We start from the raw sequence: 16,719 nt of genomic DNA, 5'->3' as shown, positions 1-16,719 counted from the left end.
GCCCGCTCCCCGAGAGCGAGCCGGGAATGGGATGAACGGGTGTCGCCCGCGCTTCCGGCGTCCCCGTGCGTGACGCCGTTCCGGCAGGTCACGGGCGTACGAGGGGCCCACCCGGGGAAAGTTGTGCCGGTGCGCGGGGCACGCGTGTGAACGGGTGACCGTGCCGCCGAACGGGCCCGCGTCGCGCGTCAGCCGACGTTCACCGCGCTCCACGCCGCGCCCACCGCGGCGTACTCCGCGCTGTCGGCGCCGTACAGGTCCCTCGCCGCGTTCAGGGTGGCCGTGCGGGCGCCCGCGTAGTCCGTGGACGAGGTCATGTAGACGGTCAGCGCCCGGTACCAGATGTCGCCCAGCTTCTCCCGGCCGATCCCGGAGACGGTGGAGCCGTCGCAGGTGGGGGAGTCGTAGTGCACTCCGCCCACGGTCTTCGCGCCGCTGCCCTCGGCCAGCAGGTAGGCGAAGTGGTTGGCGATCCCGGAGGAGTAGTGGACGTCGAGGTCGCCCGCGGCCGTGCTCCAGCAGTCGGCCGAACTGCCGTCCCGGCTCGGCCGGTCCATACGGCGCAGCGCGTCGCGGCCGAAACCGTCCCGGACGACCTTCTCGCCGATCAGATAGTCCCCGGGGTCGGTGGCGTTGTCCGCGTGCCACTCCACCAGCGCGCCGAAGATGTCGGAGGTCGCCTCGTTCAGCCCGCCGGACTCGCCCGAGTACGTCAGCGCCGCCGTCGACGAGGTCACGCCGTGCGTCATCTCGTGCGCGGCGACGTCCAGCGAGACCAGCGGACCGAAGGCCGTCCCGTCACCGTCGCCGTACGTCATGCAGAAGCAGCCGTCGTCCCAGAAGGCGTTGTTGTACCGGGTGCCGTAGTGCACGCGGTTGTACGAGCCCTTTCCGTCGCCCGCGATGCCGCTGCGGCCGTGGACGTCCTCGTAGTAGTCCCAGGTGACGTCCGTGCCGTACTGCGCGTCCACGGCGGCCGAGGCGCGGTCGTCGGCCGTCCCGGTGCCCCAGTGGTTGTCGGCGTCGGTGAAGACCGCCGAGGGGGCCCGGACGAGGCAGACGTTGAGGAGGCACAGGTCGGTCTGGTTCCCGGCGTCGCCGGTGTGGGTGCCGCCGCGTGTCGGGTCCTTGAGCCGGTACGACGACCCGGACGGAGTGGTCCGCAACGGCACCGTCCCGCCGTACAGCGACCTGCCGTCGCCCTCGGCCGCCGATTCGAGGGCGTCCCAGGCGTCGATCCGGGCGCCCGTGGCCGCGTCGGTCAGCACCGTGCGCGCGACCGGGTTGCCGAGGGAGTCCAGCGCCACCGCGTTGGTTTGCCAGGCCAGCTTCGGGGCGCCGTGCAGCGCGTCGACGACCAGCTCGGGCTCGGCGGTGAGCCGCTTCAGCAACTGGCCCGGGTTGGCGGCGCGCAGCGCGGTCGCGGCGAGGTCGGCGGCCTTGGGCGCGGACAGTTCCGGGGTGACGGTGGGCAGGGAGACGGCCGCACTCGTCGCGCGGTCGGCGCCCCGGTAGCCGCCGTCGGGGGCGAGGTGGACGACGAAGTCGCCGCCCAGGACGGGCAGGCCGCGGTACGTGCGGTCGTAGCGGACGTGCTGGGTGCCGTCGGCGTCGACGATGACGTCGCGGACCTCCGTCTCCTGGGCCGGGGTCAGGCCCAGGGCCGGGGCGCGGTCCACGAGGACCGCCGCCGCGTTGCCGAGGGCGGTGGCCGGGGTCGGGCGGTCGGCGGCGCCGGCGGTGGGGGCGGGCGCGCCGACCAGGAGGGAGGCGGCGGTGGCGGTGACGGCGGCGGTGGTGAGGCGGGAACCGCGGACGGGCCGTATTCGGCTCATCGGTCTCCTTGGAGAAGGCGCGTGGGGACGCAGAGGTTGGGGGGAGTGGGGGAGTGCTGACTCGGATTCAAGGGCTCCCGGACATGTCATGTCCATAGCGCGCACGTGGAGATCGTGAGGGGAGAGAATGACCCTCGTGGATGCCCTGCCGGATGGTGTGACGGATGCCGGGAGACTGCCGTTCTTCGTCTACGGGACGCTCCGCCCCGGCGCCCCCAACCACGCCCGTTTCCTCAGCGGCCGCACCCGCGCCGAGGAACCGGCCCGGCTCAACGGCGCCGTCCTGTACCCCGGCCCCGGCTATCCCTACGCCGTCGAGGCCCCGGGCGGCGTGGTGACCGGTGACCTCGTCACCGCCCGGCCGGAGACGTACGCCGACCTGCTCGCCACGCTCGACCGGCTGGAGGAGTACGCGCCGGGCGACCCGCGCAACCTCTACGACCGGGTCGCGAGGAGCGTCGTACGGGCCGCCGACGGCTCGCCCGTCCGCGCCTGGGTCTACGTCGCCGCCCCGGCCGTCGCGGCCAGGCTGCGCGCCCGCGCCATGCCCATCGAGGGCGGCGAGTGGCGGCCGACGGACCGGCGACCCCGGCGGACGGGCCCTACGGCCCCGCCACCGCCTCCACCCGCACCGCGCACACCTTGAACTCCGGCATCCGCGAGGTCGGGTCGAGGGCCGGGTTGGTCAGGGTGTTGGCGCGGCCCTCGCCCGGCCAGTGGAAGGGCATGAACACCGTGTCGGGCCGGATGGCGGAGGTGATGCGGGCGGGAGCCACCGCCCGGCCGCGCCGCGACACGACGGCCACCGGATCGCCCTGGGCGACCCCGAGCCGCGCCGCCAGCCGCGGGTGCAGCTCCACGAAGGGGCCGGGCGCCGCGGCGTTCAGCTCGCCCACCCGCCGGGTCTGTGCCCCGGACTGGTACTGCGCCACGACCCGGCCGGTCGTCAGCAGCACCGGGTACTCGTCGTCCGCCTCCTCGGCACTCGGCCGGTGCGAGACGGGGACGAACCGGGCCCGGCCGTCGTCGGTGGCGAAGCGGTCGAGGAAGAGGCGCGGGGTGCCTGGGCGGGGGGCGGGTGTTCCGGTGGTTGAGGTGGTTCGGTCGGTTCCGGTGGTGGTCCGCTCCGTGCCGGTGGTCCTGTCGCCGTCGTGCGCCCCCGCCGGCGCCGGGCACGGCCAGAACACCCCGCCCTCCCGAGCCAGCCGCCGGTAGTCGATCCCGGAGTAGTCCGCGGGGCCGCCCGCGCTCGCCCGGCGCAGTTCCTCGAAGACCTCCTCGGGGTCGGTCGGGAAGCCCTTCTCCACCCCGAGCCGGCCGGCCAGCCCGTGCAGCACCTCCAGGTCGCTGCGGACGCCGTCCGGCGGTGTGATCGCCCGCCGCCGCAGCAGCACCCGGCCCTCCAGGCTGGTCGTGGTCCCCGTCTCCTCCGCCCACTGCGTCACCGGCAGGACCACGTCCGCCAGCGCCGCCGTCTCGGAGAGCACCACGTCGCACACGGCCAGGAAGTCCAGCTCCCGCAGCCGCCCCTCGACGTGCGCCGCGCGGGGCGCCGACACCACCGGATTGGACCCCATCACCAGCAGCGACCTGATCTCCGTCCCCAGCGCGTCCAGCAGCTCGTACGCGCTGCGCCCCGGACCCGGCAGCGAGTCCGGGTCCACGCCCCACACCCCGGCCACGTGCCGCCGCGCCGCCGGGTCGGTCAGCTTGCGGTAGCCCGGCAGCTGGTCGGCCTTCTGCCCGTGCTCGCGTCCGCCCTGCCCGTTGCCCTGCCCGGTCAGGCAGCCGTACCCCGACAGCGGCCGCCCGGCCCGCCCGGTCGCCAGGCACAGGTTGATCCACGCGCCCACCGTGTCCGTTCCCTTGGCCTGCTGCTCGGGCCCGCGCGCGGTCAGCACCATCGCCGCGTCCGGGCCGCAGAACAGCCGCACCGCCTCCCGCAGTTCCGGAACGGACACCCCCGTGATCCGCTCCACGTACTCCGGCCAGTGCGCCATGGCCGCCGCCCGCGCCTCCTCCCAGCCCGCCGTGCGCTCCTCGACGTACTCCGCGTCCACCCGCCCCTCGGCGACGACCAGGTGCAGCATGCCCAGCGCGAGCGCGAGGTCCGTACCGGGCCGGGGCGCGAGGTGCAGGTCGGCCTGTTCCGCGGTCTTCGTCCGCCGCGGGTCGACGACGATCAGCGTGCCGCCGTTCTCGCGCAGCTCGGTGAAGTAGCGCAGGGACGGCGGCATGGTCTCCGCCGGATTGGACCCGACGAGGATCACGCACCCGGTCCTCGGGATGTCCTCCAGCGGGAACGGCAGTCCCCGGTCCAGTCCGAACGCCTTCGTGCCGGCCGCCGCCGCCGACGACATGCAGAACCGCCCGTTGTAGTCGATCTGCGAAGTGCCCAGCACCACCCGCGCGAACTTCCCCAGCGCGTACGCCTTCTCGTTGGTCAGCCCGCCCCCGCCGAACACCCCCAGCGCGTCCGCGCCGTACTCCGCCCGCGTCCGGGTGAGGTTCCCGGCGATCCGCCCCAGCGCCTCGTCCCAGCCCGCCGGCACGAGCGTCCCCTCGTCCGACCGCACCAGCGGCGACGTCAGCCGCACGCCTGACGAGAGCACCGCCGGCGCCGTCCGCCCCTTGCCGCACAGCGCGCCCCGGTTCACCGGGAAGTCCGGACGCTCGGACACCTCGACGGTTCCGTCGGCGGCGGGCGTCAGGTTCATCCCGCACTGCAGCGCGCAGTACGGGCAGTGGGTGGGCGTGGGCGCGGCGGTGTTCTGCATGCCGCCAGCGTGCGACGTGCGTGTTACGCGTCCGGGCGGCCGTTTGTTACGCCGCCGGGACGGTGACCTCCCCGTCGGCCCCGGGCGGCCGTGAGGGAGACGCGTGCCATGCCGGCTCCGGCGGGCGGCCCGGGGCAGCACTCGTCGGGCGTGATCGCCGGTGGGGCCTGGTCGGCCGACGCGGTCCCGGCCGCCGCCGGCAGCGCGAACAGCCTGGGCAGAACGCCCGGATTCGTCCGCTCAGGCATGCGGCCTCAGCCGGGCGTGCCCAACGCCCGTGACACCCCCGGCTCCTCGGGTCCCAGGAACCGGGGGTCGGGCTCGAACACCGCGTCGAGCGCCGCCTTCCCCGCCGCCAGGACCTCCCGGGCGCCCCCGTAGTACCAGGTCACGTCGCGCACCTCGCCGACCCCGACGCCGTACGACGCCACCCCCGCCTCCTGGCACAGCGCCACCGCCCGCCGGATGTGGAAGTCCTGGCTGATCAGCACCGCCCGGTCCACACCGAAGATCTTCTTGGCCCGGACGCACGAGTCCCAGGTGTCGAAGCCCGCGTAGTCGCTGACGATCCGCCCGCCGGGCACCCCGTGCCGGACCAGGTAGGCGCGCATGGCGTCCGGCTCGTCGTACTCCTCACGGCTGTTGTCCCCGGTGACCAGCACCACCTCGACCCGGCCCGCGCGATACAGGTCCGCCGCCGCGTCCAGCCGGTGCGCCAGGTACGGCGACGGCTCCCCGTCCCACAGCCCCGCGCCGAACACGACCGCGACGTCGGCAGGGGGCACGTCGGCGGTGGAGCGCAGCCGGTCGTCCGTCACGACGTGCAGCCACGCGCTCGGCAGCAGCGCCAGGACGCACCCGGCCACCACCGCCCGCACCAGCCGCCGCCGCCCCTTCCGGGTGCGCGGAAGGCGCGGTCCGCGAGGTCTCCAGTGGCGCATCGGTGTCGGTCCCCTCCCGGTCGGCACTCCCGACTCCAGGGACGTCCGGGCGCGCGGTCCGGTTCACCCGCCGCTCACACGCACCGCCCGGCGCCGCGTGAACCGACGGAAAACACCCGTGACATCCGCGCAACGGGGAGGCAACGTCCGGCCGCCACCCTCGACACATGACGGCCACGACACCGATGGGCAGGACGACCGGCACGGCGACCCCCGGCGGCACCCCCGCCCTGGTCGTCGTCGCCCACGGCAGCCGCGACCCGCGCGCCCTGAGTACGGTGCGGGCCTTGCTCGACCGGGTCCGCACCCTGCGCCCCACCCTGCCGGTGCGCCTCGGCCACATCGAGCTGAACGAGCCCCTGCTGCCCGACACGCTCACCGCCCTCGGCGACGGGGACGCGGTCCTCGTCCCCCTTCTCCTCAGCCGGGGCCACCACGTCAAGCGGGACATCCCGGAGACGGCCGCGGCCTGCCCGGCCCGCACCCGGATCGCCGCCCCGCTCGGCCCGCACCCCCTCCTCGTGGACGCCCTGCACGACAACCTCCTGGAGGCCGGCTGGCCCCTCCACGCCCCGCGGGACGCCGCCGTCGTCCTCGCCGCGGCGGGCTCCCGCGACCCGGACTCCAGAACCGACACGGACCGCACGGCATCACTCCTGTCCGCCCGCCTCGACGTCCCGGTCCTCCCGGCGTACGCCTCGGCGGCCGCCCCGACGGTCCCGGAGGCCGTACGCGCGCTGTCCTCCCGGGGCTACCGCAACGTGGCAGTCGCCTCGTACTTCACGGCGCCGGGCCGCTTCGCGACCCAGTCCGCGACAGCCGCCCCGTGGATCGCGTCGACCCCCCTGGGCACCCACCCGGCCATGGCCCGCCTCCTCCTCCACCGCTACGACCAGGCACTCGAAGGAGACGGTGACGACCACGCAGCCGAAGGGGCACGGGGAACCGCGCGACCAGCCACGATCGGGCCCGCACTCGCCCGGCGACCCCACCCGGCACACGTATAGGCGACCCGACTGTCACACCTTCCGCTTAGTGTTCATGGCATGGAAGGCACCCGCACCGCACCCCCCTACGACCCGGCGTCAGCCGCCCGCTACGCCCCCGAGCCCGACAAACGCCCCGGCCGCACCGCCTTCCAGCGCGACCGCGCCCGCATCCTGCACTCCGCCGCCCTGCGCCGCCTCGCCGGAAAGACCCAGGTCGTCGCGCCGGGGGAGGGCAACCCCATGTGGGACGCCAGCCCCCGCACCCGCCTCACCCACTCCCTCGAATGCGCCCAGGTCGGCCGCGAACTCGGCGCCGCCCTCGGCTGCGACCCCGACCTCGTCGAGGCCGCCTGCCTCGCCCACGACCTGGGCCACCCGCCCTTCGGCCACAACGGCGAACAGGCGCTGAACGACTTCGCCGAGGACTGCGGCGGCTTCGAGGGCAACGCCCAGTCGCTGCGGCTCCTCACCCGCATCGAACCCAAACGGTTCACCGAGGCCGGCTCCGTCGGCCTCAACCTCACCCGCGCCACCCTCGACGCCGCCACCAAGTACCCGTGGCCACGGGGCGCTCATCCCACCGACCCGGCGTCCCCCAAGTTCGGCGTGTACGACGACGACCGGCCCGTTTTCGCATGGCTGCGCGAGGACGCCCCCGGCGCCCGCACCTGCTTCGAGGCTCAGGTCATGGACTGGGCCGACGACGTGGCGTACTCCGTGCACGACGTCGAGGACGGCCTGCACGCCGGACACATCGACCCGAACTGCCTGCTCGCCGACGTCGAGCGGGAGGCGGTCTTCGAGGCGGCCGTCGGGCGGTACGCCCCCGACGGCACCGACCACGCCGAACTCGCCGCCGCCCTCGACCGCCTCCTCGCCCAGGACTGGTGGCCGCACGGCTACGACGGCTCGGCCGTCGCCCAGGCCCGGCTGAAGGACGCCACCAGCCAGCTCATCGGCCGCTTCTGCCTCGCCGCCGAGACCGCCACCCGGGCGGCGTACGGCGGCGGGCGGCTCACCCGCTACACGGCGGAACTGGTGGTCCCCCGCCCGACCCGCATGGAGTGCGCCGTGCTCAAGGCGGTCGCCTTCCGGTACGTCATGCAGCGCACCGAGCAGGAGCGGCTCCGCGCCGACCAGCGCGTCGTCGTCGCCGAGCTGGCCGAGGCGCTCACCGCCCGCGCCCCGGACGGGCTCGACCCCCAGTTCCGCGCCCTGTTCGACACGGCGGCCGACGACCGTGCCCGCAAACGGGTGATCGTCGACCAGATCGCCTCGCTCACCGACGCCTCGGCCCGCTCGCTTCACGCCCGCCTGACGGGGCATCGGTGAGACTGACGGGACAGGAGTGACCCGACAGACCGGATGGCGCCGGAAACAGCGTCCTCCGTGGCCTGATCGGGTCACTCCCTCTTCCCGCGCCACGCCACGTGCGGGACGCTCGCATGTGGCGGCACCCTGACGAGGAGGCAGACAAGTGGTCGACGCGGATCAGACATTCGTCATCGTCGGAGGCGGCCTGGCCGGCGCGAAGGCGGCCGAGACACTCCGCACGGAGGGGTTCAGCGGACGGGTGATCCTCATCTGCGACGAACGCGACCACCCCTACGAGCGCCCGCCGCTGTCCAAGGGCTTCCTCCTCGGCAAGGAGGAACGCGACAGCGTCTTCGTCCACGAGCCCGCCTGGTACGCCCAGCACGACATCGAGCTGCACCTCGGCCAGACCGTCGTCGCCGTCGACCGCGCCGCCAGGACCGTCCACTACGGCGACGACGGCACCCACGTCAGGTACGACAAGCTGCTCATCGCGACCGGTGCCGAGCCCCGCCGCCTCGACGTCCCCGGCACCGGCCTCGCGGGCGTCCACCACCTGCGCCGCCTCGCCCACGCCGAGCGCCTCAAGGGCGTCCTCGCCTCCCTCGGCCGGGACAACGGCCACCTCGTGATCGCCGGTGCCGGCTGGATCGGCCTGGAGGTCGCGGCGGCGGCCCGCGAGTACGGGGCGGAGGTGACGGTCGTGGAGCCCGGACCGACCCCGCTGCACGGCGTCCTCGGCCCCGAGCTGGGCTCCGTCTTCGCCGAGCTGCACGAGGCGCACGGCGTCCGCTTCCGCTTCGGCGTGAGGCTGACCGAGATCATCGGCCAGGACGGCATGGTGCTGGCCGCCCGCACCGACGACGGCGAGGAGCACCCCGCGCACGACGTGCTCGCCGCGATCGGCGCCGCCCCGCGCACCGCGCTGGCCCAGGCGGCGGGCCTGGAGATCGCCGACCGCGCGGCCGGCGGCGGCATCGTCGTCGACGCGAACCTGCGCACCTCCGACCCCGACATCCACGCCGCCGGTGACGTCGCCTCCTTCCACCACGCCCTCTTCGACACCCGCCTGCGCGTCGAGCACTGGGCGGGCGCCCTCAACGGCGGCCCGGCGGCCGCCCGCGCGATGCTCGGCAAGGGACCGGTCCACGACCGTGTGCCCTACTTCTTCACCGACCAGTACGACCTGGGCATGGAGTACTCCGGCTGGGCGCCGCACGGCTCGTACGACCAGGTGGTGATCCGCGGCGACGCGGCCAGGCGCGAGTTCATCGCCTTCTGGGTGAAGGAGGGCCGGGTGCTGGCCGGGATGAACGTCAACGTGTGGGACGTCACGGAGCCGATCCAGCAGCTGATCCGCTCGAAGGCCCAGGTGGACACCGAGGCGCTGGCCGACCCGCACGTCCGCCTCGAAAGCCTCGTCGCATAGCTGTCGTACCGCCGCCGTAGACTTCAGGCGTGGCAGGACGGATCAACGACGAGGACGTGAAGGCGGTACGGGACGCGGTCCCGATCGACGCCGTCGTCTCGGAGTACCTCCAGCTGCGGAACGCGGGCGGCGGCAACCTGAAGGGCCTGTGCCCGTTCCACGACGAGAAGTCCCCGTCCTTCCAGGTCAGCCCGAGCAAGGGTCTCTTCCACTGCTTCGGCTGCCAGGAGGGCGGCGACACCATCACGTTCGTGATGAAGATCGACCACCTCACCTTCTCGGAGGCGGTCGAGCGCCTGGCCGGCCAGGCCGGCATCACCCTGCGGTACGAGGAGGGCGGGTACAACCCGACCCACCAGCGCGGCGAACGCATCCGCCTGGTCGAGGCCCACAAGATCGCCGCCCAGTGGTACGCGGAGCAGCTGGCGACCGGCCCCGAGGCGGACACCGGCCGCGCCTTCCTCGCCGAGCGCGGCTTCGACCAGGCCGCCGCCCAGCACTTCTCCGTCGGCTACAGCCCCCAGGGCTGGGACCACCTCACCCGCTTCCTGCGCGGCAAGGGCTTCAGCGACAAGGAGCTGCTGCTCTCCGGTCTCGCCCAGGAGGGCCGCCGGGGCCCCATCGACCGCTTCCGCGGCCGGCTGATGTGGCCCATCCGCGACATCGGCGGCGACGTCGTCGGCTTCGGCGCCCGCAAGCTCTACGAGGCGGACAACGGCCCGAAGTACCTGAACACCCCCGAGACCCCGATCTACCGCAAGTCCCAGGTCCTGTACGGCATCGACCTGGCGAAGAAGGACATCGCGAAGGCGTCCCGCGCGGTCGTCGTCGAGGGCTACACCGACGTCATGGCCTGCCACCTGGCCGGGGTGACGACCGCCATCGCGACCTGCGGCACCGCATTCGGCGGCGACCACATCAAGATCCTGCGCCGGCTGCTGATGGACAACGGCTCGGCCCGCGTGATCTTCACCTTCGACGGCGACGCGGCCGGCCAGAAGGCGGCCCTGCGCGCCTTCGAGGACGACCAGAAGTTCGCCGCCGAGACCTACATCGCCATCGCGCCCGACGGCATGGACCCCTGCGACCTGCGCCTGGCCAAGGGCGACGAGGCGGTCGCCGACCTGGTGGAGCCGCGCACCCCGCTCTTCGAGTTCGCGCTGCGCCAGATCGTGAGCCGCTACGACCTGGACACCCCGGGCGGCCGCGCCGCGGCACTGGACGAGGCCGCCCCGGTCGTCGCCCGCATCAAGAACAGCGGCGCCCAGCACGAGGTCGCCGTGCAGCTCGCCGGCATGCTCGGCATCCTCGACACCCAGTTCGTGGTCAAGCGGATCGCCCAGCTCGCCCGCTGGGCCCGCGACCGCGGCGGCAAGGGCCCCGGCCCCGACCGGCAGCAGCACGGCAACGGCGGCGGGCCGCAGGCGTACGCGTCCGCCGCCGCACCGGGCCCCCGCGGCGGCGGCCCGGCCCTCAACCTCCGCAACCCCGTCTTCGCCACCGAACGCGAACTGCTCAAGCTCGCCCTCCAGCGCCCCGAGCTGGTCTCCCCGGCCTTCGACGCGTACGGCGTGGACGAGTTCACCGCCCCGCCGTACGCCGCCGTACGCCAGGCCATCCTGGAGGCGGGCGGCGCCGAGTTCGGCGTCCAGGACCCGCAGGACTACCTGGTCCGCGTCCGCGACGCCGCCCCGGACGACACCGTCCGCGCGACGGTCACCGAGCTGGCCGTCGAGGCGATCATGCTGCACCGGGGCGTCAAGGACGTCGACGAGGTCTACGCGGGCGCCCAGCTGGTCACCGTCCGCCGCCGCGCCGTAGAACGCCGCATCCGTGACATCACGGGCCGCCTCACCCGCCTCACCGGCCACGGCGACCCCGCCGAACTGGCCGCCGTGCAGAACGAGCTCTGGGTCCTCCAGCAGTACGACCAGACCCTGCGCGAACACGGCGCCGCCGCGCTCTGAACGCCCCCGGGTAACCGTCCGGTCACGCCCCGGACGCAAAAAGTCACCGCACGCCCCTCGTGGCGGCGATGTGTCGTACCCCACACTGGGTGCGGTGCCTGAGTCCTCGGAGCGCGGCCGGGTCCCCCGATCCCCGCGGTTCCGTCCCACGCGTACGGGGCGGACAGCGGCGTGCGAGCCGGCTCCGTCCCCGAAGTACCGCCGCCGGCCCCCGCCGGCCGCGTCCATCCTGGAGGTCGCCCCCGTGCAGACCCAGACCCTCACCCAGACCGACACCAGTACCGACGGCGCGGAGCCGGACGCGGCCGGCGGCGTCCTCGTCGCGATGCCGCAGCAGCCCCGTGCCGTGCACCACCCCGGCGACCGGCCCGCCGGCACCCCGGAGCCCGACGGGGCGCCCGAGCCCGCCGAGCACGTGGAGCCCGTCGAGGACGACGCGTCCGCGGACGCCGTGGTGTCCGTCGAACCGCCGCCGCCCACCCGCACGGAGAGCGGCGGGCCCTCCTCCGACCTGTTCCGCCAGTACCTGCGGGAGATCGGCCGGATCCCGCTGCTCAGCGCCGCCGAGGAAGTCGAGCTCGCCCGGCGGGTGGAGGCCGGGCTGTTCGCCGAGGAGAAGCTGCGGCTCACCCCCGACCTGGACAGCCGGCTCGCCCTGGACCTCGACCGGCTCGTCGTCATGGGGCGCCTGGCCAAGCGCCGCCTGATCGAGGCGAACCTCCGGCTCGTGGTGTCGGTGGCCAAGCGGTACGTCGGACGCGGACTGACCATGCTGGACCTGGTCCAGGAGGGGAACCTGGGGCTGATCCGGGCCGTGGAGAAGTTCGACTACGCCCGCGGCTTCAAGTTCTCCACCTACGCCACCTGGTGGATCCGCCAGGCCATGTCGCGGGCGCTGGCCGACCAGGCGCGCACCATCCGCGTCCCCGTCCACGTCGTGGAGCTGATCAACCGGGTGGTCCGCGTCCAGCGCCGCATGCTCCAGGAACGCGGCTACGAGCCGACGCCGCAGGAGGTCGCCGCCCACCTGGACCTGGCCCCCGAGCGGGTCGGCGAGGTGCTGCGCCTCGCCCAGGAGCCGGTCTCGCTGCACGCCCCGGTGGGGGAGGAGGACGACGTCGCCCTCGGCGACCTCATCGAGGACGGCGACGCCACCAGCCCCGTCGAGTCCGCCGCGTTCCTGCTGCTGCGCCAGCACCTGGAGGCGGTGCTCTCCACCCTCGGCGAACGCGAGCGCAAGGTCGTCCAGCTCCGGTACGGCCTGGTCGACGGCCGGCCCCGCACGCTGGAGGAGATAGGCAGCATCTTCGGGGTCACCCGCGAGCGGATCCGCCAGATCGAGTCCAAGACGCTCAACAAGCTCCGGGACCACGCCTACGCGGACCAGCTGCGCGGGTACCTCGACTGAGACCGGGCCGGGCCGGTCAGGCGTCCGGGTCCGCCGCCTCCCGCCGCTTCCTGGCGTCGATACCGGCGCCGACCGCCACGCCGCACCCGATGCCGAGAGCGACACCCAGCCCCAGGTTGCCGCTCAGCTGCCCGAGGCTGACGCCCAGGGCGACGCCGATGGGCAGCCACAGTCCCAGTGCGGTGTCCGAGCGCCGGCGGGTGCCGTCGTGGGCGCCGGCCGGCGTCACGTTCCGCCCCGGCTGCCCCGCCTGGCCCCGGACCTCCGGGTCGCCGTCTTCGTTCGCCATGGTGTCCTGCCTCCCCTGTGCCCGGCCGCCCTCAGTCGACCTCGGCGACCGCCTGCGCGAACTGCGCCGCGTACAGGCGCGCGTACCCGCCGCCGGCCGCCAGCAGTTCGCCGTGCGTGCCCTGCTCGATGATGGACCCATTCTCCATCACCAAGATCACGTCGGCGTCGCGGATCGTCGACAGCCGGTGCGCGATGACGAACGACGTCCGCCCGTGCGCCAGCTTGGCCATCGCCTTCTGGATCAGCACCTCGGTACGGGTGTCCACGGAACTCGTCGCCTCGTCCAGGACCAGGATCACCGGGTCGGACAGGAAGGCCCGCGCGATCGTGATCAGCTGCTTCTCGCCCGCGCTCACCCCCGTGCCCTCGTCGTCGATCACCGTGTCGTAGCCGTCGGGCAGCGTCCGCACGAACCGGTCGGCGTGTGCGGCCCGCGCCGCCTCCTCGATCTCCCCGCGCGTCACCTTCCGGGACGCCCCGTACGCGATGTTCTCCGCGATGGTGCCGCCGAACAGCCAGGTGTCCTGGAGCACCATGCCGATGCCGGAGCGCAGTTCGTCCCGGGACATCTTGGCGATGTCCACGCCGTCCAGGGTGATCCGGCCGCCGGAGACCTCGTAGAACCGCATCAGCAGGTTGACCAGGGTGGTCTTGCCCGCGCCCGTGGGGCCGACGATGGCGACCGTGTGGCCCGGCTCCACCTTCAGCGACAGGTCCTCGATCAGCGGCTTCTGAGGGTCGTAGCGGAACGACACGTGCTCCAGTTCCACCCGCCCGCGCAGGTTCTCCGGCCGGACGCCCGGGATCGGGTCCGCCGACTGCTCCTCGGCGTCCAGCAGCTCGAAGACCCGCTCCGCCGACGCCACGCCCGACTGCACCAGGTTCGCCATCGACGCGACCTGCGTCAGCGGCATCGAGAACTGCCGGGAGTACTGGATGAAGGCCTGCACGTCACCGATGGAGAGGGAACCCGAGGCCACCCGAAGGCCGCCCACCACCGCGACCAGCACGTAGTTCAGGTTGGACACGAACATCATCAGCGGCTGCATGATCCCGCTGTTGAACTGCGCCTTGAACCCGGCCTCGTACAGCGCCTCGTTCTGCTCGGCGAACCGCTTCGCCGACTCCTCCTGCCGCCCGAACACCTTCACCAGCGTGTGCCCGGTGTACATCTCCTCGATGTGCGCGTTCAGCGCGCCCGTCGAGCGCCACTGCTGCACGAACTGCGGCTGCGACCGCTTGCCCACCCGCGTGGCCACCACGAACGACAGCGGCACCGTCACCAGCGCCACCAGGGCCAGGATCCAGGAGACGTAGAACATCATCGCCAGCACGCCGATGATCGTCAGCAGCGAGTTGATCAGCTGTCCCATCGACTGCTGCAGCGTCTGCTGGATGTTGTCGATGTCGTTGGTGGCCCGGCTCAGCACCTCACCGCGCTGCCGCTGGTCGAAGTACGACAGCGGCAGCCGCGACAGCTTCGTCTGCACGTCCTCGCGCAGCCGGAACATCGTGCGGTTCACCGCCCGGTTCACCAGCCGCGTCGCCACCGCCATCAGCAGCCCGGCCGCGCCGAACACCGCCAGCGCCAGCAGCAGCACCTCGCCCACCGCGCCGAAGTCGATGCCCTGGCCCGGCGTGAAGTCCGTGGAGCGGAGCATGTCGGCGACGTTGCCGTCCCCGCGCTCCCGCATCGACTCCAGGACCTGCTCCTTCGTGGCACCGGACGGCATGTCCCGCCCGACGATGCCCGCGAAGACCAGGTCGGTGGCCCGGCCGAGGATCTTCGGTCCGACCACGCTGAGGCCGACGCTGACGACCACGCACGCCACCAGCGTGAACAGGGTCGTCCGCTCCGGCCGGAACCGGGACATCAGCCGCTTGACCGACCCCTTGAAGTCCATCGAACGCTGGTCGGGGCCGCCCCCGGCCATCATGCGACCCGCAGGACCCGCCATCAGGCAGCCTCCGCTTCCGTGAGCTGGGAGAGCACGATCTCCCGGTAGGTCTCGTTGTCCGCCATCAGCTCGTGGTGCCGGCCCGCGCCGACCACCCGCCCCTCGTCCAGCACGATGATCCGGTCCGCTTCCCGGATGGTCGCCACCCGCTGCGCCACGATCACCACGGTCGCCTCGGCCGTCTCCCGGGCCAGCTCGGCCCGCAGCGCCGCGTCGGTCGCGTAGTCGAGGGCGGAGAAGGAGTCGTCGAAGAGGTAGATCTCCGGGCGCTGCACGAGGGTCCGGGCGATGGCGAGCCGCTGCCGCTGACCGCCCGACACGTTGGTGCCGCCCTGGGAGACCGGCGCGTCCAGCCCGCCCTCCAGCGCGGAGACGAACTCCTTGGCCTGCGCCACCTCCAGCGCGTGCCACAACTCCTCGTCCGTGGCGTCCGGATTGCCGTACCGCAGGTTGGTCGCGACCGTCCCCGCGAAGAGGTACGGCTTCTGCGGCACCAGCCCCACCACCCTGGCCAGTACCTTCGGATCGAGGGTCCGTACGTCCACCCCGTCGACCAGCACCTCGCCCTCGGTCGCGTCGACCAGCCGGGGCACCAGGCTCAGCAGGGTGGACTTGCCGCTGCCGGTCGAGCCGATGACGGCGGTCGTCTCGCCCGGCCGGGCCACCAGGTCGATGTTCCTGAGCACCGGCTCCTCGGCCCCCGGGAAGCGGAAACCGGCCCCCCGGACCTCCAGGTGCCCGTGCCGCCGCAGCTCGGTGACCGGCGCCGACGGCGGCACCACGCTGCTCTCCGTGCCCAGCACCTCCTGGATGCGCTCGGCGCACACCTCCGCGCGCGGCACCATCATGAACATGAAGGTGGCCATCATCACGGACATGACGATCTGCATCAGGTAGGCGAGGAACGCGGTCAGGTCGCCGATCTGCATCCCGCCGCTGTCGATCCGGTGCGCGCCGAACCACACCACCGCGATCGACGACAGGTTCACCACCGTCATGACCACCGGGAACATCAGCGCGAGCAGGTTGCCCGTGCCGAGGGACACCTCGGTGAGGTCGGCGTTGGCCTTCCGGAAGCGCTGCTGCTCGTACTCGTCGCGCACGAAGGCCCGGATGACGCGGTTGCCGGTGATCTGCTCGCGCAGCACCCGGTTCACCGTGTCCAGCCGCTCCTGCATCGCCCGGAACAGCGGGCGCAGCCTGCGCACGATCAGCGTGACGCAGATCGCCAGCACCGGCACGACTCCGACCAGCACCCCGGACAGCGGCACGTCCAGGCCGAGGGCCATCACGATGCCGCCCACGCACATGATCGGCGCCGACACCATCAGCGTGAACGTCATCAGGGCCAGCATCTGGACCTGCTGCACGTCGTTGGTGGTCCGGGTGATCAGCGAGGGCGCGCCGAAGCCGCCGACCTCGCGGGCCGAGAAGGACTGCACCCGGTCGAAGACGGCACCGCGCACGTCCCGGCCGAGCGCGGCGGCGGTGCGGGCGCCGAAGTAGACGGCACCGACGTTGCCCACCACCTGCACCAGCGAGATGGCGATCATGAGGGCGCCGTAGCCCAGGATGTAGCCGGTGTCGCCCTTGACGACACCGTTGTCGATGATGTCCGCGTTCAGCGTCGGCAGGTAGAGGCTGGCGCAGGTCTGCACGAACTGCAGCGCCACCAGCAGGGCGATGGGTTTCCGGTAAGGGCTGAGGTAGGCCCGCAGGAGTCGTATGAGCACGCTGGGTCTCTCGGAGTCGGCGACGGGGCCGGTTGGTTGCCCCTGGCCCCTATCGTCGAACACTCCACCCGCGTTAC

At 73.1% G+C, this 16,719-nt stretch carries 12 protein-coding genes; 6 read left to right on the top strand and 6 right to left on the bottom strand.

The genetic code is table 11. The features are described 5' to 3' along the window. Positions 1-188 precede the first annotated feature (188 nt). Positions 189-1,835: a M4 family metallopeptidase gene (locus tag ACFW47_RS02520; protein WP_386304478.1), complete on the bottom strand. Its 1,647-nt coding sequence runs from the start codon at positions 1,833-1,835 to the stop codon at positions 189-191. A gap of 127 nt (positions 1,836-1,962) precedes the next feature. Here ACFW47_RS02520 and ACFW47_RS02515 point away from each other — a divergent pair, with 127 nt between their 5' ends. Beyond that, a complete protein-coding gene (locus tag ACFW47_RS02515; protein ID WP_386278934.1) occupies positions 1,963-2,481 on the top strand; it encodes a gamma-glutamylcyclotransferase family protein in 519 nt (172 codons plus the stop codon). Here the strand turns inward: ACFW47_RS02515 and ACFW47_RS02510 are convergent. Both ACFW47_RS02510 and ACFW47_RS02505 read right to left on the bottom strand, forming a co-directional pair. Further along, positions 2,438-4,612: a molybdopterin oxidoreductase family protein gene (locus ACFW47_RS02510; RefSeq protein ID WP_386304475.1), complete on the bottom strand. Its 2,175-nt coding sequence runs from the start codon at positions 4,610-4,612 to the stop codon at positions 2,438-2,440. The two genes, ACFW47_RS02515 and ACFW47_RS02510, sit on opposite strands and share 44 nt — an antisense overlap. A 254-nt stretch (positions 4,613-4,866) precedes the next feature. Beyond that, positions 4,867-5,553 (bottom strand): vancomycin high temperature exclusion protein, encoded by a 687-nt coding sequence (locus ACFW47_RS02505; protein ID WP_386278938.1) that lies wholly within the window; start codon positions 5,551-5,553, stop codon positions 4,867-4,869. A 167-nt stretch (positions 5,554-5,720) separates the two neighbouring features. Between ACFW47_RS02505 and ACFW47_RS02500 the strand changes: the two genes are divergently transcribed. The 5 genes from ACFW47_RS02500 (at position 5,721) to ACFW47_RS02480 (ending at position 12,660) form a co-directional block, all read left to right on the top strand. Next, positions 5,721-6,560: a sirohydrochlorin chelatase gene (locus ACFW47_RS02500; protein ID WP_386304473.1), complete on the top strand. Its 840-nt coding sequence runs from the start codon at positions 5,721-5,723 to the stop codon at positions 6,558-6,560. Positions 6,561-6,599: 39 nt separating this feature from the next. Further along, entirely contained in the window at positions 6,600-7,874 is a 1,275-nt protein-coding gene (locus tag ACFW47_RS02495; protein ID WP_386278942.1) for a deoxyguanosinetriphosphate triphosphohydrolase, read from the top strand. A 145-nt stretch (positions 7,875-8,019) separates the two neighbouring features. Beyond that, positions 8,020-9,285, top strand: a complete 1,266-nt coding sequence (locus ACFW47_RS02490; RefSeq protein ID WP_386304470.1) for an NAD(P)/FAD-dependent oxidoreductase — start codon at positions 8,020-8,022, stop codon at positions 9,283-9,285. A 29-nt stretch (positions 9,286-9,314) separates the two neighbouring features. Beyond that, positions 9,315-11,252, top strand: a complete 1,938-nt coding sequence (dnaG, locus tag ACFW47_RS02485; RefSeq protein ID WP_386304467.1) for a DNA primase — start codon at positions 9,315-9,317, stop codon at positions 11,250-11,252. A 244-nt stretch (positions 11,253-11,496) separates the two neighbouring features. Next, positions 11,497-12,660, top strand: a complete 1,164-nt coding sequence (locus ACFW47_RS02480; protein ID WP_386304465.1) for an RNA polymerase sigma factor — start codon at positions 11,497-11,499, stop codon at positions 12,658-12,660. 16 nt (positions 12,661-12,676) lie between these two features. Here ACFW47_RS02480 and ACFW47_RS02475 read toward each other — a convergent pair whose 3' ends face one another. Genes ACFW47_RS02475 through ACFW47_RS02465 form a run of 3 tightly spaced genes read right to left on the bottom strand, consistent with a single transcriptional unit; the run spans position 12,677 to position 16,642 of the window. Further along, positions 12,677-12,949 (bottom strand): hypothetical protein, encoded by a 273-nt coding sequence (locus ACFW47_RS02475; protein WP_386304463.1) that lies wholly within the window; start codon positions 12,947-12,949, stop codon positions 12,677-12,679. Positions 12,950-12,980: 31 nt separating this feature from the next. Further along, a complete protein-coding gene (locus ACFW47_RS02470) occupies positions 12,981-14,909 on the bottom strand; it encodes an ABC transporter ATP-binding protein (RefSeq protein WP_386304461.1) in 1,929 nt (642 codons plus the stop codon). Then, positions 14,909-16,642, bottom strand: a complete 1,734-nt coding sequence (locus ACFW47_RS02465) for an ABC transporter ATP-binding protein (RefSeq protein WP_386278956.1) — start codon at positions 16,640-16,642, stop codon at positions 14,909-14,911. Before ACFW47_RS02465 ends, ACFW47_RS02470 begins: the two co-directional genes overlap by 1 nt. Between the last annotated feature and the right edge of the window lie 77 nt (positions 16,643-16,719).

The sequence above is a fragment of the Streptomyces sp. NPDC058796 genome (genome assembly GCF_042745235.1).
Taxonomy (GTDB): Bacteria; Actinomycetota; Actinomycetes; order Streptomycetales; family Streptomycetaceae; genus Streptomyces.
Note: the sequence above shows the minus strand (reverse complement) of the source record. Positions and strands in the feature narration are given on the sequence as shown.